Origin of the sequence: Microbacterium sp. Root166, from assembly GCF_001427145.1 — a bacterium.
Classification (GTDB): Bacteria; Actinomycetota; Actinomycetes; order Actinomycetales; family Microbacteriaceae; genus Microbacterium.
In genome coordinates this window covers 566,264-584,489 of the sequence record NZ_LMGL01000001.1, presented here as the reverse complement: position 1 = coordinate 584,489, position 18,226 = coordinate 566,264, and the positions used below count along the sequence as shown (strand labels likewise).

Here is an 18,226-nt window from a genome sequence, read left to right as displayed (position 1 = left end):
CCGAACAGTCGGGTCGTCCAGGAATGATGACGCCGTGAGCGACACGCCTGCCGCGATGGTGGACCGCGTGACGCTGATCCTCTCGGCGTTCGCGTCGCGGGAGAGTCAGAACCTCGCCGACATCGTGGCGCGCACCGGACTCCCGCGTTCGTCGGTGCACCGCATCCTGCAGCAGCTCACCGCGGCGCGCTGGCTCGAGCGCGTCGATGCCGATTACCGGCTGGGTCTGGCGATCTTCGAGCTCGGATCGCTGGTCGCGCACCGCAGTCACATCGTGGCCGCAGCGAGGCCCTTCATGCAGCAGCTCAGCGAGTCCGGCAGGTTCGTCGTGCATCTCGCCGTGCTCGACGGACAGGACGTCGTCTATCTCGACAAGGTCGGCGGAGCGCTCGCCGGGCGTCTGCCGTCGCGGGTCGGCGGGCGTCTGCCCGCGCACTGCACGGGGGTCGGCAAGGCGATGCTCGCTCACGCGCCCGCGAAGGTGCTGACGGACTTCCTCCGCGTCGGGCTCACCCCTCGGACGACCGCCACCATCGTCGATCCCGACGCCTTCACCGCCGAGTTGGCGAGGATCCGGCAGCTGGGCTACGCCATGGATCGCGGCGAGGCGGTTCCGGGGCTCACGTGCATCGCGGCGCCCGTGTTCGACGTCGGCGTCGTCGAAGCGGCGATCTCGGTGTCGGGCCCGGCCCGTCAGGTCGACACAACGCAGGTCCGCCGCAACGTGCAGTATGTCGCCACCCAGATCTCCAGGCGGGTCACGGGCAGCGAGTGGGCGCCCCTCCCCGCTTCGTGATCGCCACGTGGACAGCGCCCGAGCCCGTCCCGATCAGCGGGACATCGCTGCGTACCCCGTGCGCGCGTCGTGTCAGCATGAGCGCGTGATCGACGCTGCAATGAGGCACGAACTGGCCGGCCGACTCTGGGATGCCCGGGTGGGTGTACGAGCCGTCCGTCCGCTGACCGAGTCCCAGCCGGGCCTCGAGGTCGCGGACGCCTACGAGATCCAGAGCATCAACATCCGGCGCGAGATCGACGGCGGCGCCCGCATCGTCGGACACAAGATCGGCCTGACGTCGCCGGCGATGCAGCAGATGATGGGCGTCGACATCCCTGACTTCGGGCATCTCCTCGACACGATGGTGCCCGACGCCGGCCGGCCGGTGTCACTGAGCGGCTACGTGCAGCCGCGGGTCGAGGTGGAGATCGCCTTCGTGCTCGGGGCGGAGCTACGCGGTCCGGGCATCACGCGTGAAGACGTGGAGGCGGCGACCAGTCACGTGCTGCCGTGCCTGGAGCTGATCGACAGTCGCATCGAGAACTGGCGCATAGGGCTGATGGACACCATCGCCGACAACGCCTCGTCGGCCGCAGTGCTTCTCGGCGGGCATCAGTACCCCCCGGACGTCATCCGCGACCCGCGCACCGCGACGCTGCTCGTCAACGGTGAGCTCGTGGCCGAAGGGTCGACGGCGGACGTGCTCGGGCATCCGGCCGAGGCGGTCGCGTGGCTCGCGAATGCGCTCGGCGAGTTCGGCGTGCCGCTCGAAGCCGGGCACCTCGTGCTGTCGGGCTCGTGCACCCGGGCCATCGACGTGCGCCCGGGAGACCGGGTCAGCGCGCGCTTCGAGGGGCTGAGCCCGGTCGATGTCGACTTCGAATGATCCGGCCACGGCCGGCGAGAGGACAGGAATGAACAAGGTCACCGCAGCGATCGTCGGATCGGGCAACATCGGCACCGATCTGATGTACAAGCTGCTGCGCTCGGACGTCATCGAGCCCAAGTGGATGATCGGGGTCGATCCCGACAGCGAAGGGCTGCGCCGTGCTCGCGACCACGGCCTCACGGCATCGTACGAGGGCGTCGATTGGCTCCTCGCACAGGACGAGCTGCCCGACATCGTCTTCGAGGCGACATCGGCCTACGCGCACATCGCGAACGCCCCAAAGTACAAGGATCTCGGCATCCCGGCTGTGGATCTCACCCCCGCCGCGCTCGGCCCCGCCATCGTCCCGGCGGTGAACCTCTCGGACGCGGCATCCGAGCCCAACGTGAGCCTCATCACGTGCGGTGGCCAGGCGACGATTCCGATCGTCGCCGCGGTCTCTGATGTCGTGGACGTGCCGTATGCCGAGATCGTCGCGAGCGTCGCCTCGCCGTCGGCGGGGCCGGGCACCCGCGCGAACATCGACGAATTCACCCGGACGACCGCCAAGGGCATCGAATCCATCGGCCGGGCGGGCCGTGGCAAAGCCATCATCATCCTGAACCCGGCCGAACCGCCGATGCTCATGCAGGACACCGTCTTCTGTCAGATCCCGGACGACGCGGACACCGATGCGATCGACAGGGCCATCCGCGCGCGCGTCGAGCAGGTCGCCGGGTACGTGCCGGGCTACCGTCTTCGCGCCGATCCGCAGTTCTTCGAGGCCGATCCCGACACAGGTTCGCCTGCGCGCGTCGCGGTCTTTCTGGAGGTCACCGGCGCCGGCGACTTCCTCCCGCCGTATGCGGGCAATCTCGACATCATGACCGCCGCCGCCACGAGTGCGGGCGAGGCGATCGCGCGTCGCCTGCTCGACGAGTCGGTCCCGGCAGAGACGGAGTGATCATGCCCTTCAGCGAGAACCTCGACTTCCGCATCACCGACTCGACGCTGCGCGACGGGTCACACGCGATGCGGCATCGATTCACCGCGGACCAGGTCCGTGACGTCGTCGCGGGTCTGGACGACGCCGGCGTTCCGGTCATCGAAGTCAGCCATGGCGACGGGCTCGGGGGGGCTTCCTTCAACTACGGATTCGGGGCCTCGCTGGACCTCGATCTCATCGATGTCGCCGTGCGCACGGCGACGCAGGCGAAGATCGCGTTCCTGATGCTGCCGGGGCTCGGAACCAAGGATCACATCCAGGCCGCGGCCGACCGCGGTGCGGCGGTCTGCCGCATCGCCACCCACGCCACGGAAGCGGACGTCTCGATCCAGCATTTCGGCATGGCCCGCGAACTCGGGCTCGAGACCGTGGGCTTCTTGATGATGTCTCACAGCGTCGCGCCGGACGCCCTCGCCGCGCAGGCGCGGATCATGGCGGATGCCGGATGCCAATGCGTCTATGTCGTCGACTCGGCGGGCGCACTCGTGCTGGACGAGGTGGCCGCTCGCGTCCAGGCTCTGGTCGCCGAGCTCGGTGACGATGCGCAGGTCGGCTTCCACGGGCACGAGAACCTCGCGCTCGCGGTGGCCAACTCGGTGATCGCGATCCGCTCGGGCGCGGTCCAGATCGACGCGTGCACCCGTCGACTGGGCGCCGGCGCCGGGAACACGCCCACGGAGGCGCTCGCGATCGTCGCCGAACGTCTCGGATACCGCACCGGCGTGGACCCGATCGCGATGATGGACGTCGCCGAAGACATCGTGCGTCCGATCATGGACGACGACTGCCGCCTCGACCGGCTCTCGCTGACGATGGGTTACGCCGGGGTGTACTCCAGCTTCCTCAAGCACGCGGAGCGGCAAGCCGCGCGCTACGGCGTCTCCGGGGCGCTCGTGCTCCGCGAGGCGGGGCGACGCCGGCTCGTCGGAGGACAGGAGGACCAGCTGATCGAGATCGCTGCAAGCCTCGCTCGGGAAGGCGCCGAGCTCGTCGCTCGCTAGGTCGCCCAGAGACGGCTGTGAAGATCTTCCCCGAACCGCTAGCGCGCGGTAGCATGTTCCGCATCAGCACCCATCGATGGGCTGTTGAGCGGTCGATGGGGACTGGGTCGTCCGCGGGGGACGGCGCCCGAAAGGAGCGGCGCGATGATCGACGAGGCGTTCGTGCACGATCAGCAGGGCGCGGAGCTGACAGCCGAGCAGACGGTGCGGGATTGGCTGATCGACCCCCGGGGCAAGGCTGCATTGGCATCAGCACTTGCCGAGGCGGGTCTGCCGCTCGACACTCTGCGTCCGTTGTCCGGTTTCACGATCCGCTCGGTGGCATCGATGATCGGAGGTGCGCTTTCACCGGTGGAAGGACTCGTCGATCGCGCGAGGGGCTATCTGCTCTCCGACGATTGGGGCGCGGCCAGTCACTGGGTCTCGGCGGCCCTCGGTCGCCAGCCCTCCAGCACCATCTCCGTGTAGGCGTCCGCGAACTGCGAGACCGAGATGCCCCCGGTCGACCCCACGCGCTCGAACACGCGGTGCAGATTCTCGCTGAAGGCCGCACTCGCAATCGGCTCCGGGGCCAGGGAGCGCAGGACGCCGCGCCGTTCACCTTCTCGAAGGATGTCCTGAAGTCTCTCGTCCAGACGGCGGCGTCCCTTGAGAACCCTCTCGAGCGCGTCGCCGGTGAGATGGCGGTATTCGGTGTCGTAGACGCGATACCAGTCGCGGTGCTCGACGTGAATGCCCAGCTCTCCACGGGCGATGAGGCGCAGCGCGGTCGTCGTATCGGTGCCGAGAGATTCGACATCGTCGAGGTTGCGCTCGAGCAGGTCCAGCACGAACTCGCAGACGGACTGGAGGAGCTGTTCCTTCGACCGGATGTAGAGATAGAGGCTCCCAGGGTTCAGGGAGAACTCCTGGGCGATGTCGCGCATGGACGTGGCGTGGTAGCCACGCTCGGCGAACAGCCGCGCGGCGGCGTCGACGATCGCGCGCGCCTGCTCGAGCGTGGCGGGCCTGGGTGTGCGGGCCAAACGTCCCCCTCGTTGATCGGGCATCAGGAACACTACACGTCGCGTATCGCGACGCTCGGAGGCGGCGGCGCGTTCCGTGGCTTGACAGCCGACCGGTGCGGACCTACAGTCGCAACGACTGTTGCTAAACACCCGTTGTGCAATATCCGCGCGTCTGTTCAAGGAGGAATAGTCAGATGACCGAAGGACCGTTCGACGGAGCCGAAGTTCTGCCCGTTGCACCTCTCGTCTCCGGTGGCCTCAGCTGGCCCGAAGCGCCCCGATGGCACGATGGCTCGCTGTACCTGTCGGACATGTATGCCGGCCGCGTCGTCCGCATCGGCGACGACGGATCGATCGAGACGATCGTCGATGCCACCAGCCGGAAGACGATCGACGGGGCAGAGCTCGTCACGATCGGCACCGGATGGCTGCCCGACGGACGACTGCTCATCAATTCGATGAACGAGAAGGTCGTACTCGTGTGGGACGGCGATGCGCTCGACGTCTACGCCGACCTGCGTGAGGTCGCTCAGAGCCCCATCAACGACATGGTCGTCGACGAGCACGGGCGCGCTTACATCACCCAGATGGGCTTCGACCTCTGGGCAGGCGAGCTGCCCGAGGATTCTCCGATCATCGTCATCGAGCCCGACGGGTCGGCGCGCGTTCTCGAGTCGGCCGGCACGTTCGGGGGCGCGAACGGCATCGGAATCACCGCGGATGGCAAGACGGTCGTCACGGCCGAGAACTTCGGCGTGAAGATCACCGCGTTCGACCTCGACGAGGCAGGCGAGGCCGTCAATCGGCGCCTGATCGCGCCCAGCCCGGCGATCTCGCCCGGTGTCGGTCCGGACGGCATCGCCGTCGATGAAGCGGGCGGCGTGTGGTACGGACTGCCGGGATCGGAGCACGTGGTCCATGTGACCGCCGACGGCGTCATGGACTACGTCGTGCGGCTGCCGTGGGAAGACGGGATCGCGGTCGCCTGTGCGCTCGGAGGCGAGGACCGCCGGACGCTGTTCATCACCGCCGGCCAGGAGGTCATGGACAGGGAGAAGTCCGTCGAAGAATCCGAGGGCACGGTCTGGACCGTCCAGGTCCCCGTCGGCGCCGGCGCCGCCCGGCCCTGACCCGCCCGCTTCATCCATCCCCTTACCCGAGAATGTGGGACAACTCATGACCGAACTCGACTTCACCGGCCGGAACATCATCATCACCGGGGGCGGGCGCGGCATCGGCCGCGCACACGCCCTGCTCTTCGCGTCCCGCGGCGCGAACGTCGTCGTCGCGGATCTGGGATCCGGAATCGACGGCGGACTGGCCGGGGACGACCCCGCTGCGGACGTCGTCAAGGAGATCGCGGAGTCCGGCGGCTCGGCTGTCGCCGTCCGCGCAGACGTCAGCACCGCCGAGGGCGCCCAGGCGATCGTCGATGCGGCCGTGAACGCTTTCGGAGGCGTGGACGTCGTCGTCAACAACGCCGGCATCGTTTCGCAGGCATCGTTCGAAGAGACGACGACCGAGGATCTGCAGAAGTACCTCAACGTCCACTATTTCGGCCCCTTCCTCGTCACGCAGGCTGCGTGGGAACACCTGAAGAAGTCGGGGACGGGCCGGGTCATCAATACGATCTCGCCCGCGTTCCTCGGGGTGTCGGGGCTCGTGGCCTACGCCGGCTCCAAGGGCGCATTGGTGTCGCTGACGCGCACGCTGGCGATCGAAGGAGCGCCCCACGGCATCACGGCCAACGCCATCTCGCCCGGCGCCGCCACCCGCATGCTCGACGCGACCAGCGGCTCCATCCCCGAGGATGTGATCGAGTGGATGAAGGAGGCCGTGCTTCCGGAGCAGATCTCGCCCGTGGTGGCCTACCTCGCCCACCCCGACGCACAGGCGATCACCGGAGAGATCATCTTCACGGCGGGCGGATCGGTCGCCCGTCAGGTGTTCACGCAGGCGATGGGCATCGTCCAGCAGGACCAGACCGTCGAGGACGTCGCCGCACAGATCGACCAGATCATGGACCTCGACCTGAATTTCCCGCAGCTGGTCGAGATTCCCGAGTGACCGCGGCGAACCCAGCCCGCACTATCCACAACCCACAAGAGGACACCGATGTCTGACAGCCTGACCACCTATCCGTTCGACCTCCGTCCCGCCCCCGAGGCCGTCGCCCACCAGCAGCGCATCGCCGTCGACCGGCCGCTCACCCGCGTGGCCATGCAGTACGGCGACGAGGCGTGGGCCATCCACCGGTACGACGTCGCGCAGAAGGTGCTGACCGACCCGCGGTTCGTGCGCGGTCCGTTCGCACGACGTGAGCGGGTCGTTCCGGCGGCCTTCGAGTTCCCGGAGTTCCTGCTCGACACGCTGCAGTTCGCGGACGGTGAAGAGCACAAGAAGCTGCGCCGTCTCGTCCAGGTCGCCATCTCCCCGCGTCGCGTTCAGGCCCTGCGCGAGCGCACCACGGAGATCGCGAATGAGCTCATCGACGAGATGATCGGCAAGGGCGACACCGCGAATCTCGCCGAAGACTATGCCACCCCGCTGCCCATCCGCGTGCTCAGCGAGTTCATCGGAGTCCCCGTGGAGGACCAGCCGAAGTTCATCAGATGGGCGACGACGGTGTTGTCGCTGGACACCCCCGAGGAGGAGGTGATGATGAACGGGATGGAGTTGTACTCCTACCTGCTCGAACTCATCGCCGCCCGCCGCGAGGAGCCGCGCGAGGACCTGCTGTCATCGCTCGCGAACGCTCGCGACAAGGATGACACCCTGACGGACGCCGAGATCATGCCGATCGCGATGATCCTCCTGGTTGCCGGCTTCGACAACACCGCCGGGTTCCTGGCGGCCGGTGTGTCGGCGCTCCTGCGCAACGACGACCAGCGTCTTCGGCTGCTGGAGGACCTCGACGGACGGGTCGGGCCCGCAGTAGAGGAGATCCTGCGTCACGCGATGTTCGAGGTGGGGTCCCCGATGGCCGGCGGTATGGGCACTGTTCCCATGGTGGCCACCGAGGACGTCGAGCTCGATGGCGTACTGGTCAAGGCCGGGGAAGCCGTCTACGTCGATCCTGCGAGCGTCAACCACGACCCGGCCGTCTTCACCGAGTCGCAGATATTTGATATTCTGCGTGAGGACAGCCCGCAGATGATGCTCAGCTACGGAATCCACAGCTGCCTCGGGGCACCCCTTGCGCGCATGGAGATGCAGGTCGGCATCGCAGAGCTGTTCCGTCGTCTGCCGACGCTTCGGCTGAACGGCGAGATCGTGCGCAACATGCACGTTCTGACGATTCCGGTCACGGATCTCCCCGTGGCCTGGTAGGACCGCTGGGAAGGGAATCGGATGGGAAGCGTCGTCTACACGCAGCCGGATGGCACGGTGCGGGAGCTACTTGCCGAGCCGGGTCAGTCTGTGATGCAGCTGGCGACGAAGAACGGAGTCCGCGGCATTCTCGCCCAGTGCGGGGGCACCCTGTCATGCGCGACGTGTCACGTCTACGTCGACGAGAGGGACCTGGCCGACTGCGGTCCGCTCGCCGACTTCGAGGACGACATGCTCGACACGACCGCGGCGGACCGACTGGACTGCTCGCGCCTGTCCTGTCAGGTCAAGGTGGGCGACGGTCAGATCATCCACGTCACGATCCCACCGACCCAGCTGTGACTTCCGGACCTCGGAAGAAGTCGCAACGATAGTTGCGAAACGCGAAAACGTCGGGCCCCGATCGGGCCCGCAGCAACGTCCCTGCACCCGCAGGGACGCATCAACGACGATGTGAAGGCAGGACCAGAGATGGCCGGAAAGTACGACCTCGCCAAGACCAAGCTCGGCGACATCCTGAAGGACCCCGAGGCGGAGGTGATCTTCGACGAGGTCGTTCCCGACCTGCGCAAGCACCCGATGATCAAGATGGCGATGGGCATGCCCGTTCTGCAGATCATCAAGCTCTCGGGCGGGCAGCTGAGCGACGAGCAGATCACCAGCCTGCAGGAGCGCCTCAACGCGCTGTGAACGTGGGGGAGCGCTGACCGCGGATCACCGCGGCAGCGCTCCCGCTGCGTTCGGCGTGCCGCGACCGAGCCCATGACAGATACGACCCTTCCCTCCAGGGATCAGATGCGCGACACCGTCGAGCGGTATCTCGCTGCGATCTCCGACGGGACTCCCGACCAGATCGCCGACCTCTACGCCCCCGATGCGACCGTTGAGGACCCGGCCGGTACGGCGCCCCACGAAGGGCGCGATGCGATCGTCGACTTCTACCGACCCCTTTCGGTGCTCGACCGGCGAACCCGTCTGAAGGACTTCCGCGCCACCGGCTACACCGCCGCCTTCCGCTTCGAAGTCGACGTCCTCGTACCGGGACGGTGCATCACGACCGCGCCCATCGACGTCATGACCTTCGACGCATCGGGCCGGATCACCTCGATGCGCGCTATCTGGTCGAGCGAAGACGTGCATATCCAAGACACCGACCAGAGCAAGGAAGCCCAATGACCTCTCTCGAGTGGGACGACGAGGCCGAGGTCGTCGTCGTCGGGTCAGGCGCCGCGGGCCTGAGCGCCGCCTACACCGCCGGCCGGTCCGGCCTCGACGTGCTGGTGCTCGAGAAGAGCGGGGCCTTCGGCGGGACGACCGCCTACTCCGGCGCAGGCATCTGGCTGCCGGGCAACCACGTGGTCCGCGAGGCCGGTGTCGACGACTCCGTCGAACTGGGCCTCGAGTACCTCACGGCGCTGGTCGGCGGGCGAACGCCCGAGAACCTGCAGCGCACGTACGTCGAAACGGGTCCCGAGCTGGTGCGGTTCCTCACCGACACCAGCCCGTGGCTGCGGTTCATCCACACGCCGTTCCCGGATTACTTCCCGGGCAAGGGCCGATTCGATCTCGGGCGCGGGCTCTTTCCGGCTCCCGTAGAGAGGGCAGACCTGGGCGACGCGGTCGATCAGCTGCGCGCGACCGTCGCGGTCGACACGTTCGGACTCACCGCCGGTCACCCGGCGGACACGCTCGTCGGCGGCCAGGCGCTCATCGGCCGGTTCCTCCGCGCTCTCAAGGACGTCGACAACGTCGAACTTCGCGCGTCCTCACCCGTGACTGAGCTCGTGGAGGTCGACGGCAGGGTCGTCGGCGTGGTGGTCGACGCCGCCGACGGTCCGCGCCGCATCGCCGCGCGGCGCGGCGTCGTGCTCGCTGCAGGCGGATTCGAATCGGATGCCCAGGCGCGCCGCGACCAGCACAACCTCCCTGGGAGCGACTGGACCGCCGGTCCCGTCGGTGTGAACACAGGTGACCTCATCTCTGCCGGGATCGCCCTGGGCGCGGCCACCGACCTCCTCGATGAGGCATGGTGGATGCCGGCGGTGCTCTTCCCCAACGGACGTGCAGCATTCAATGTCGGCATCCAGGACGGCATCTTCGTCGGTCCGGACGGCAAGCGGTTCGCCAACGAGCTCCAGCCTTATGACCGCATGGGGCACGCTCTCAAGGACTACTACGACAAGCGCGGCGGCTACCAGCGCGTGTGGTGGATCCTCGACTCACGCCATCCGAGCCCACCGTCGTATATGCAGCCCGCGCCCGACGAAGCCGCCTTCCGCGAGGCGGGGCTCTGGGTCAGTGCGCACTCCGCACCGGAACTGGCCGAGCTCATCGGCGTGCCGGTGGATGCGCTGGTCGCGACGCTGACACGGTACGACGCCGACGCCGCCGCCGGAGCCGACACCGAGTTCCACCGAGCCGAAGACCCATACGATCTGTTCTTCGTGCGGTTCGACCGCTCCAAGGCACTTCACCCGTTCGACCAGCCGCCCTTCCACGCGGTCCAGATCGTGCTCGGCGACCTGGGTACCAAGGGCGGACTGTGCATCGACGAGGCGGCACGCGTGGTGCGCGTCGACGGGACTCCGATCGAGGGCCTCTACGCTGCCGGCAACACCGCCGCGAACGTGACCGGGGCGATCTACCCGGGCCCGGGCGCTCCGATCGGCACCGGAATGGTGTGGGGGTACCGGGCGGCGCGACACATCGCGGAGGTCGTGGCGCCCGTATGACCGACGCGCCGGGGTCCCACGGGTACCCGCGGTCTCGCTGGGAGTGCCGGGGTCGCGAACCGCGGCGAGTCCCGTCACGCGGGCTCGACTGCGTCAGCCAGGCCCCATCGCAACGCGGTCGCCGCGTCGATCGCCGCTCCGGTGACGGCGAGCCAGTACGTGCGGTGGCGGCCGATGCGACGCGGGACGCTGACAGTTCCGCCCGCGCCGGGGATGAGGCCCATCTGCACCTCGGGCAGGCGGAACGTGGCCTCGCCGCGGACGCGCACCGTCGCCGCGAAGGCCGGAAGTTCGATGCCGGCGCCGATGCAGGCGCCGTGCACGATCGCCTCCACGCGCGCCGTGAGGCGATGAAGCGGTGCTGCTGCACCGCTTCGCGTGCGCAGCAGGTGACTCTGTGCGCCGTCGGAGTTCGTTCCGAATTCGGCCAGGTCCCCCCCCGCGCAGAACGATGGGCCTTCGCCCGCGAGCACGATGCAGGCGATCGTGTCGTCCGCTTCGGCCAGGCTCAGGGCGTCGACGAGTCCGTCGCGCATCGCTGCGGAGTACGCGTTGCGGCGCTCGGCGTGATCGAACGTGACGTGCAGTTCCTCGCCGCTGCGCTCGACGCGCACCGGCGCGCGGTCGGGTATGACGGCAGTCCGGGTTCCGCGCCCCTCAAGCCACGCGTGGAATTCCGAGCCGGCGAGCAGCGCGGAGTACGCGAGGGACTCCACGTGGAGGGCATCGATCACAGAAGCCGACTCGGTCGCTCGCAGCACGTCGGCCAGCGCCGTCGCCGCCTTCGGACTGCGGCCGATGGCCGCGAGAACTCGATTCGCTTCGGCTGCGGGGTCCGCAGCGGCGACGGAGGAGGGATGCCCCTCCTCGGCCGCGATGATGAGGTCGCAGGCCGCGACCATTTCGGCCGACGGGGCGCCGGCCCCGCGCATCACTCCGACGACGACGCGCTGACGTGCGCGCAGCGAGGCCGCCGCCGCAGCCTCGTCCGGGGCCTCGCCGATCCACATCGCGGTCGCCGGAAACGCGAGCGGGGCAGGCGGTGCCAGCCGATCCGCCAGGACGTCGGAGGCCGCTTGCACGGTGTGGGACATGCTTCTCCTCTTGCCGATGGCCGGTGTCTACGATGGTAGGCATGTCGAGGGGCGGCGCTCGCCTTGTCCGGCCGTGGGCGGGGGAAGGGCCGGTCGACCAGTCCGCCGCAGACCTCGCAGAGGCATGGGCCCGCACCGGCATCGGACACCTGACCGGCCGTTCTGACGGGCCGCCGCTGCTGCCGCCCGGCACCGCCCCGATCGTGGCCGATGCCATGGCCCGCCGCGTAGCCGAAGCCGGCGCACTCGGCGGCTTCGCCGTATCGTCCGACGGAGCGGCGCTCCTCGGTCAGCGCAGCCGGCACCGCGAACTCCGCCGCGCAGGGCGGGTCTCGGCGGGCGGCGGCAGTCGGCTGCTGCCGAGCCGGGACGGGTGGATCGCTGTGACTGCCGCGCGCGAGGACGACGCGTGGCTTCTTGCAGCGGCCGTCGGTGCCGCCATCCGGGAACCGACGGTGCCGTGGCGCGAGCTCGCGGCCTGGGCCGCGCAGCATGAGGCCGAGGAGATCGCGGAGGTGTTCGAGACCTTCGGGATCGCGGGGGCGCCGGTGCGATGGATGCCGTGGGAGGACGCCCCCGAGTCCTCAGCGATCCGGGGGGTGCCGACTGAGGTGCACGTCCGTCGGGCGCGGCCGGTCGCCGGATTGCGAGTCGTCGATTTCAGCGCGATGTGGGCAGGCCCGCTTGCGGCCTGCCTGCTGGGCAGAGCCGGCGCACGGGTCACCACGATCGAGGCCATCGGGCGGCCGGACGGATCACGCCGGGGCGACCCGAGGTTGCATGCCGAGCTGCATCAGGATCATGAGCTGCGCCTCGTCGATCCGGATGCGGGCGCCGACCGCGCGATGCTGCGCGACCTCGTCGCCGCGGCCGACATCGTGATCGAGGCCTCGAGACCCCGCGCACTGCGTGCGTGGGGGCTGGATGCCGAGGCCCACGCGCGCCGTGGAGGCACATGGGTGTCCATCACGGCCGCGGGACGGGGAAGCGAGAGAGTGGGCTTCGGCGACGATGTCGCGGCTGCGGCCGGCCTGCTCGCGGTCGATGCATCGGGCGCGCCGGTCTTCGCCGGTGACGCGATCGCCGACCCGCTGACCGGGGTGACGGCCGCGGCGCTCGCGGCGTCGGCCACCGACGGCGGCGTGGTGTGGGACTGCTCGATGACCGCCGTGGTTCAGGCGACGCTCGAGCACGGCGCGTTCCGCGGCACCGCAGGGCGGCCGTCTCCCGAGGTGCCGCGGTGACGTCGCGTCCCGCCGAGTCCCGGCTGGTCGGCGTGACGTGGGGTCCGCACTCCCGGCGTCTCGTCGACGTCGAGATCCACGGCGGGCGCATCGCGAGCGTGAAGGCATCCGTCGCCGAACGCGAGGGACGAGTCGCCGCTGAGCCGCGCGGCGCGCGTGTCATCGCGGGGATACACGACAGACACCTGCACCTGCTCGCGATGGCGGCGGCCGCGGCATCCGTCGTCTGTCCGGCCGATATGTCCGCCGAGCAGTGGCGCGAAGCGATTCGCGGCAGCGCCGCCGGCCCCGACGGATGGCTGCGGGTGACCGGTGCCCACGAATCGTTCGCGGGTGATCTGGACGCGGATGCGCTCGACGCACTGCGCGCGGACGCCCCGGTGCGCGTGCAGCACCGCACCGGAATGCTGTGGATCCTCAACCACGCAGCGCTGGGACGCCTCGGACCGCTCGATCACGCGGGGATCGAACGGGACTCGCGCGGCGTCCCCACAGGGCGGCTCTGGCGGGCGGACGCCTGGCTGCGCGAACGGGTGCCGCGACGCGAACCCGACCTGGCGGCGGTGGGCAGCCGGCTGCTGCGGCACGGCATCACGTCGGTCACGGATGCCACGCCCGACCTGGACGACTCCTCGCTGCGGCTGCTGGAGGGAGCGATCCGCAACGGTGACCTGCCGCAGCGCGTCACCCTCCTCGGTGCTCCTCTCGGCTGGAGCACCGATGTCCGGCGTCTGCGCGTGGGGGCGTTCAAGCTCGTGCTCGACGAGAGCGCGCTCCCCGACCTCGACACGCTCACGGCCGACATCGCGCGGATCCACGCGGCTCGACGACCCGTGGCGGTGCACTGCGTGACTGCCGCCAGCGCGCATCTGCTGGTGCTGGCGTTCGAGCTCGCCGGCGTGCGCGCCGGCGATCGTGTGGAGCACGGCTCGGTCCTGCCGCCGAGCGTCGTCGAGCGGCTCGCGGCGCAGCGGGTCGCGGTGGTGACTCAACCCGGGTTCTTGTCCGAGCGCGGGGACGCCTACCTGCGCGACGTCGATCCGGCCGATCTGCCGGCGCTGTATCCGCTGCGAGATCTGCATGACGCCGGCGTGAGCGTGCGATTCTCCAGCGATGCGCCATACGGGCCGCTCGATCCGGCTCGGTGGCTGCGCGACGCTGTGGAGCGGCGCAGCGTCGCGGGACAGGTGGTCGTCGAGCGGCAGCGGCTCTCGTGGAGCCAAGCGCTGCGCGCACTGGGCGCGCCCCCGCGGATCGGCGCACCGGCCGATCTGATCGTGGTCGACGACGACCTCGAGCGGACGGTATGCGACCGACGAGCGCCGCTCCTGCCGCGGCGCGTGATCGTGGGCGGGGTGGACGTTCTCGGGTGACCGGATGCGACATCGAGCCGCCCCGATATTCGATAAATGATATTGTTTGCTCTGCCGACGCATGACGAAGGTCGGTCCCCCACCCGCTCGAGGCCGAGAAGGAGCCGCGGATGAATGTGTTCATGCTGCTGGACATGCTCGCGGACGCCGATCCCGATCGCGTCATCGTGGGTGACCGCACCGGGGGGATGACCTACTCCGTCCTGCGCCAGGAAGCGCGCCGAGCCGCAAGCCTCGCCCGGACGAACGGCCGCCGGGCCGTCGTCTACGTCACAGTCGCGTCCGAGGCCTACCCCGTGGCGCTCTTCGGCGCCGCGCTCGCCGGCACGGCCTTCGTGCCGGTGAGCTACCGTCTGGCCGCGCGGCCCCTGGGTGCCATTCTCGAGGAGCAGAGCCCCGCTCTGCTGGTGGCCGAGGCGGATGTGCTCGCCCTCGGCGACGAGGTTGCGGGGGCGGCCTTCCTGCCGTTCGACGTAGGCGGATTCCGATCGGCCGTGCGCGACACCGCGCCGCTCGAGGGCGACGCGCCCGACGATGACGAACTGCCCGCCGTGCTCCTGCACACGAGCGGCACGACGGGCAAGCCGAAGGTCGCCATCCTCCGTCACCGCCACCTGACGTCCTACGTCCTGGGGTCGGTCGACTTCCTCTCCTCGGACCCCGGCGAAGCCCAGCTGGTCGCGGTGCCGCCGTACCACATCGCCGGCGTCGCGGGACTGCTCACCGCCCTGTACAGCGGGCGACGCATCGTCTACCTGCCCAACTTCGACGCTGCCGAGTGGGTGCGGATCGCGCGCGAGCAGCGCATCACGCACGCGATGGTCGTGCCGACCATGCTGGCGCGCATCGTCGAGGTACTCGAGCGGACCGGCGAGACCCTCCCGGATCTGCGCAACCTCTCGTACGGCGGAGGACGGATGCCGCTGGCCGTGGTCACCCGCTCGCTCGAGCTCTTGCCGCACGTCGACTTCGTCAACGGCTATGGGCTGACCGAGACCACGTCCTCGATCGCAGTGCTCGGACCGGACGATCATCGTCAGGCGATCGCCTCGGAGGACCCGGCCGTGCGCCGCCGTCTCGGATCGGTCGGTCGGCCGCTGCCGTCGGTCGAACTCATCGCGTGCGACGACTCCGGGCATGTGCTCGGCCCCGACGAGCGCGGCGAGCTGTGGGTGCGCGGACCGCAGGTGTCGGGGGAGTACTCCCACTCCTCGGTGACCGACGCGAACGGATGGTTCCACACCAACGACGCCGGATGGATCGACGCGGACGGCTATGTCTTCGTCGACGGGCGCCTCGACGACGTGATCGTCCGCGGCGGCGAGAACCTGTCGCCCGGAGAGATCGAAGAGGTGCTCACGGCGCATGACGCGGTGGCGGAAGCGGCCGTGGTCGGCGTGCACGACAACCAGTGGGGCGAGGTGGCTGTCGCGGCGGTGGTCGCGGCAGCCGGACGCGAGGTCACGGAGGACGAGCTGAAGCGCTGGGTGGCTTCACAACTGCGGAGCACCCGAGTTCCGGAGCGCGTGCTCTTCCGGGAGGCGCTGCCCTACAACGAGACGGGCAAGCTCCTCCGGCGATCGCTGAGGTCCGAGATCATGGAGGCGCAGCATGGCGTATGAACCCGTCGAGGATGCGGACTTCGACACCGGCGTGCTCATCGTGGGCGCTGGTCAGGCGGCCGTTCAGCTCGCCACGACCCTGCGCGATGCCGGGTACGATCAGCCGATAACGATCGTGGGCGACGAGCCCCACCTGCCGTACCAGCGACCGCCCCTCTCGAAGGGCTACCTGCTCGGGGACCAGTCGCTCGGCGGGCTGGAGTTCCGTTCATCGGAATTCTTCTCCGACAGCGGGATCAAAGTGCTGATGGGTGAGCGGGTCGAGTCGGCCCGCCGCACATCGATCGGCGGGGTCGTCCAGACGGCGACGGGCCGCACGATCACGTGCGACCGGCTCGTGCTCGCGGTGGGCGCCTCCGCGCGGCGTCTTCCTCTCCGGGGCGTGGACGCGGACGGCGTCATCACCCTGCGCGTTGCGGCGGACGCGGAGCGATTGGGCGCGCGGTTGGCGGTGGCTGACGACGTCGTCGTCATCGGCGGCGGATTCATCGGGCTGGAGGTCGCCGCCAGCGCGAAGAAGCTCGGTCGCCGGGTCACGGTGCTCGAGGCCGCGCCGCAGCTGATGGGGCGCGCGGTGGGCGCCGAGACCAGCGCCTATTACGTGGGCGCCACGCGGCGCCGTGGCATCGCGGTGATGCTGGATGCGCGGATCGTGGGAATTCGGACGGGCGACAACGGCGAAGTGTCGGGCGTCGATCTGGCGGACGGCACCATGATCCCCGCGCAGCTCATCGCCCTCGGAGTCGGTGTCGCGCCACGGGTGGAGCTCGCGCACCAGCTCGGCCTGCACGTCGACAACGGCATCGTGGTCGACGACCATTCGCTCGCGTCTGACGGCTGGACCATAGCGATCGGCGACTGCGCGAATCTGCCGAGCCCGTACCCCATCGATCCCCTGCTCACCCGTGTGCGGCTCGAGAGCGTCAACAACGCCGTCGAGCAGGCCAATCACGCCGCCCAGACGATCCTCGGCGCGCCGGTGCCCTACCGCAGCGTGCCGTGGTTCTGGTCGGACCAGGGCGACCTCAAGCTGCAGATCGCGGGGCTGTCCAGCGGCCACGACCAGGTCGTCGTGCGCGGCGACCCCGGTGCCGACCGCGTCGCGTTCCTCTACCTGCGGGAGGGGCGCCTCATCGCCGCCGACTGCGTCAACTCGCCTGCAGACTTCGCCGCGGTACGCCGCGCCCTCGCCGGTGACGTCCGCGTAGACCCGCGCCGGCTGGCCGACACATCCCAGAAGCTCGCCGTCGTGCTCCACGACGCGGTGAGCGCCTGATCCCATCCGGAGGCGCCCGAATGACAAAGCACGCCATCGCTGAGCACGCCGCGGACGCCGCGCAGGTCTCCGGTGTGACACCGCCTGACCACCTGCGCTATACGACGATCCGGGTGTCCACGACCGGCCGAGTCGGGTGGATCACCCTCGATCGACCCCACGCCCTTAACGCGCTGAACTCACAGCTCGTCACCGAGGTGGCCGACGCCGCAGAGCGCCTCGACGCAGACGACGGGATCGGCGCGATAGTGATCACCGGGTCCGAGCGTGCGTTCGCCGCCGGCGCGGACATCGCAGAGATGGCGGGCAAGAGCTCGGTCGCGATGAGGCTCGCGAGCCCCTACGCCGCATTGGAGCGGTTCGCCCGCGTCCGCACCCCGCTCATCGCCGCCGTCGCGGGGTACGCGCTCGGTGGCGGCTGCGAGCTCGCGCTGATGTGCGACATCATTCTCGCTGCCGACACCGCCAGCTTCGGGCTGCCCGAACTGACGCTCGGTGTGATCCCCGGCCTCGGTGGGACGCAGCGGCTCACGCGTGCGATCGGGCTTCCGAAAGCCGCCGACATGATCCTGACCGGTCGTTCACTGCGCGCCGAAGAGGCCGAACGCGCCGGGCTGGTCTCGCGCGTCGTGCCCGCCGCAGAGCTGGAAGCCGCCGCAGCGGACATCGCCGAGACGGTGGCATCGAGATCGCTCCCGGTCGCCTACGCCGCCAAGGAGATGCTGAGAGCGTCGCAGGAGAGCGCCCTGGCCGAGGGCCTGCGGCTCGAGCGCCACATCTTCGCCTCGCTGTTCTCGCTCGCCGATCAGAAGGAGGGCATGGCCGCCTTCCTCGACAAGCGGCCCGCGGTGTTCCAGCACCGCTGAGGCCGAACGAATACCACGACAGCGACCGC

General features: G+C 69.4%; 19 protein-coding genes. 17 read left to right on the top strand and 2 right to left on the bottom strand.

Annotated elements, in window-relative coordinates:
* Positions 1–34: 34 nt before the first annotated feature.
* The 5 genes from ASD56_RS02635 to ASD56_RS02615 all read left to right on the top strand — a co-directional run bounded on the left by ASD56_RS02635 (position 35) and on the right by ASD56_RS02615 (position 4,121).
* The gene (locus ASD56_RS02635) at positions 35–796 is read left to right on the top strand and encodes an IclR family transcriptional regulator (RefSeq protein WP_055960859.1); all 762 of its coding nucleotides are present in this window, start codon (positions 35–37) and stop codon (positions 794–796) included.
* A gap of 85 nt (positions 797–881) precedes the next feature.
* Entirely contained in the window at positions 882–1,664 is a 783-nt protein-coding gene (locus ASD56_RS02630; RefSeq protein WP_055963490.1) for a 2-keto-4-pentenoate hydratase, read from the top strand.
* A gap of 28 nt (positions 1,665–1,692) precedes the next feature.
* Complete coding sequence (locus ASD56_RS02625) at positions 1,693–2,610, top strand: acetaldehyde dehydrogenase (acetylating) (protein WP_055960858.1); 918 nt, start codon at positions 1,693–1,695, stop codon at positions 2,608–2,610.
* 2 nt (positions 2,611–2,612) lie between these two features.
* On the top strand, positions 2,613–3,653 hold the full coding sequence (gene dmpG / locus ASD56_RS02620) for a 4-hydroxy-2-oxovalerate aldolase (protein WP_055963488.1): 1,041 nt from the start codon (positions 2,613–2,615) through the stop codon (positions 3,651–3,653).
* A gap of 144 nt (positions 3,654–3,797) precedes the next feature.
* On the top strand, positions 3,798–4,121 hold the full coding sequence (locus ASD56_RS02615) for a hypothetical protein (RefSeq protein WP_055960856.1): 324 nt from the start codon (positions 3,798–3,800) through the stop codon (positions 4,119–4,121).
* Here ASD56_RS02615 and ASD56_RS02610 read toward each other — a convergent pair.
* Entirely contained in the window at positions 4,067–4,678 is a 612-nt protein-coding gene (locus ASD56_RS02610; RefSeq protein ID WP_055960854.1) for a TetR/AcrR family transcriptional regulator, read from the bottom strand. The two genes, ASD56_RS02615 and ASD56_RS02610, sit on opposite strands and share 55 nt — an antisense overlap.
* Positions 4,679–4,854: 176 nt before the next feature.
* Between ASD56_RS02610 and ASD56_RS02605 the strand changes: the two genes are divergently transcribed.
* The 7 genes from ASD56_RS02605 to ASD56_RS02575 all read left to right on the top strand — a co-directional run bounded on the left by ASD56_RS02605 (position 4,855) and on the right by ASD56_RS02575 (position 10,722).
* Entirely contained in the window at positions 4,855–5,790 is a 936-nt protein-coding gene (locus ASD56_RS02605) for an SMP-30/gluconolactonase/LRE family protein (RefSeq protein ID WP_055960852.1), read from the top strand.
* Positions 5,791–5,836: 46 nt separating this feature from the next.
* Positions 5,837–6,727, top strand: a complete 891-nt coding sequence (locus ASD56_RS02600; protein WP_055960850.1) for an SDR family oxidoreductase — start codon at positions 5,837–5,839, stop codon at positions 6,725–6,727.
* A 48-nt stretch (positions 6,728–6,775) separates the two neighbouring features.
* Positions 6,776–7,990, top strand: a complete 1,215-nt coding sequence (locus tag ASD56_RS02595; protein WP_055960848.1) for a cytochrome P450 — start codon at positions 6,776–6,778, stop codon at positions 7,988–7,990.
* A gap of 21 nt (positions 7,991–8,011) precedes the next feature.
* Positions 8,012–8,332: a 2Fe-2S iron-sulfur cluster-binding protein gene (locus ASD56_RS02590; RefSeq protein ID WP_055960846.1), complete on the top strand. Its 321-nt coding sequence runs from the start codon at positions 8,012–8,014 to the stop codon at positions 8,330–8,332.
* A 129-nt stretch (positions 8,333–8,461) separates the two neighbouring features.
* On the top strand, positions 8,462–8,680 hold the full coding sequence (locus tag ASD56_RS02585; protein WP_055960844.1) for a hypothetical protein: 219 nt from the start codon (positions 8,462–8,464) through the stop codon (positions 8,678–8,680).
* A gap of 72 nt (positions 8,681–8,752) precedes the next feature.
* Positions 8,753–9,166, top strand: coding sequence for a nuclear transport factor 2 family protein (locus ASD56_RS02580; RefSeq protein WP_055960841.1), 414 nt, complete (start codon positions 8,753–8,755; stop codon positions 9,164–9,166).
* Complete coding sequence (locus ASD56_RS02575; RefSeq protein ID WP_055960839.1) at positions 9,163–10,722, top strand: FAD-dependent oxidoreductase; 1,560 nt, start codon at positions 9,163–9,165, stop codon at positions 10,720–10,722. Before ASD56_RS02580 ends, ASD56_RS02575 begins: the two co-directional genes overlap by 4 nt.
* A gap of 74 nt (positions 10,723–10,796) precedes the next feature.
* On the opposite strand, the gene ASD56_RS02570 is transcribed toward ASD56_RS02575, so the two are convergent.
* A complete protein-coding gene (locus tag ASD56_RS02570; RefSeq protein WP_055960837.1) occupies positions 10,797–11,816 on the bottom strand; it encodes an enoyl-CoA hydratase/isomerase family protein in 1,020 nt (339 codons plus the stop codon).
* A gap of 41 nt (positions 11,817–11,857) precedes the next feature.
* Between ASD56_RS02570 and ASD56_RS02565 the strand changes: the two genes are divergently transcribed.
* The 5 genes from ASD56_RS02565 (at position 11,858) to ASD56_RS02545 (ending at position 18,197) form a co-directional block, all read left to right on the top strand.
* Complete coding sequence (locus ASD56_RS02565; protein ID WP_055960834.1) at positions 11,858–13,060, top strand: CoA transferase; 1,203 nt, start codon at positions 11,858–11,860, stop codon at positions 13,058–13,060.
* Positions 13,057–14,433, top strand: coding sequence for an amidohydrolase family protein (locus ASD56_RS02560; RefSeq protein WP_055960833.1), 1,377 nt, complete (start codon positions 13,057–13,059; stop codon positions 14,431–14,433). Before ASD56_RS02565 ends, ASD56_RS02560 begins: the two co-directional genes overlap by 4 nt.
* Before the next feature lie 110 nt (positions 14,434–14,543).
* The gene (locus ASD56_RS02555) at positions 14,544–16,055 is read left to right on the top strand and encodes a class I adenylate-forming enzyme family protein (RefSeq protein WP_055960831.1); all 1,512 of its coding nucleotides are present in this window, start codon (positions 14,544–14,546) and stop codon (positions 16,053–16,055) included.
* Positions 16,045–17,331, top strand: coding sequence for an NAD(P)/FAD-dependent oxidoreductase (locus ASD56_RS02550; protein ID WP_055960829.1), 1,287 nt, complete (start codon positions 16,045–16,047; stop codon positions 17,329–17,331). The genes ASD56_RS02555 and ASD56_RS02550 overlap by 11 nt, the downstream gene beginning before the upstream one ends.
* A gap of 20 nt (positions 17,332–17,351) precedes the next feature.
* On the top strand, positions 17,352–18,197 hold the full coding sequence (locus ASD56_RS02545) for an enoyl-CoA hydratase-related protein (RefSeq protein ID WP_082541200.1): 846 nt from the start codon (positions 17,352–17,354) through the stop codon (positions 18,195–18,197).
* Positions 18,198–18,226 lie beyond the last annotated feature (29 nt).

What these genes read in the sequence shown, in the direction of transcription:
- ASD56_RS02590 (WP_055960846.1), top strand. Translation starts at nt 8,012, where the DNA reads ATGGGAAGCGTCGTCTACACGCAGCCGGATGGCACGGTGCGGGAGCTA.
- ASD56_RS02580 (WP_055960841.1), top strand. Translation starts at nt 8,753, where the DNA reads ATGACAGATACGACCCTTCCCTCCAGGGATCAGATGCGCGACACCGTC.
- ASD56_RS02615 (WP_055960856.1), top strand. Translation starts at nt 3,798, where the DNA reads ATGATCGACGAGGCGTTCGTGCACGATCAGCAGGGCGCGGAGCTGACA.
- ASD56_RS02625 (WP_055960858.1), top strand. Translation starts at nt 1,693, where the DNA reads ATGAACAAGGTCACCGCAGCGATCGTCGGATCGGGCAACATCGGCACC.
- ASD56_RS02595 (WP_055960848.1), top strand. Translation starts at nt 6,776, where the DNA reads ATGTCTGACAGCCTGACCACCTATCCGTTCGACCTCCGTCCCGCCCCC.
- ASD56_RS02550 (WP_055960829.1), top strand. Translation starts at nt 16,045, where the DNA reads ATGGCGTATGAACCCGTCGAGGATGCGGACTTCGACACCGGCGTGCTC.
- ASD56_RS02575 (WP_055960839.1), top strand. Translation starts at nt 9,163, where the DNA reads ATGACCTCTCTCGAGTGGGACGACGAGGCCGAGGTCGTCGTCGTCGGG.
- dmpG (WP_055963488.1), top strand. Translation starts at nt 2,613, where the DNA reads ATGCCCTTCAGCGAGAACCTCGACTTCCGCATCACCGACTCGACGCTG.
- ASD56_RS02555 (WP_055960831.1), top strand. Translation starts at nt 14,544, where the DNA reads ATGAATGTGTTCATGCTGCTGGACATGCTCGCGGACGCCGATCCCGAT.
- ASD56_RS02605 (WP_055960852.1), top strand. Translation starts at nt 4,855, where the DNA reads ATGACCGAAGGACCGTTCGACGGAGCCGAAGTTCTGCCCGTTGCACCT.
- ASD56_RS02565 (WP_055960834.1), top strand. Translation starts at nt 11,858, where the DNA reads ATGTCGAGGGGCGGCGCTCGCCTTGTCCGGCCGTGGGCGGGGGAAGGG.
- ASD56_RS02600 (WP_055960850.1), top strand. Translation starts at nt 5,837, where the DNA reads ATGACCGAACTCGACTTCACCGGCCGGAACATCATCATCACCGGGGGC.
- ASD56_RS02585 (WP_055960844.1), top strand. Translation starts at nt 8,462, where the DNA reads ATGGCCGGAAAGTACGACCTCGCCAAGACCAAGCTCGGCGACATCCTG.
- ASD56_RS02570 (WP_055960837.1), bottom strand. Translation starts at nt 11,816, where the DNA reads ATGTCCCACACCGTGCAAGCGGCCTCCGACGTCCTGGCGGATCGGCTG.
- ASD56_RS02545 (WP_082541200.1), top strand. Translation starts at nt 17,352, where the DNA reads ATGACAAAGCACGCCATCGCTGAGCACGCCGCGGACGCCGCGCAGGTC.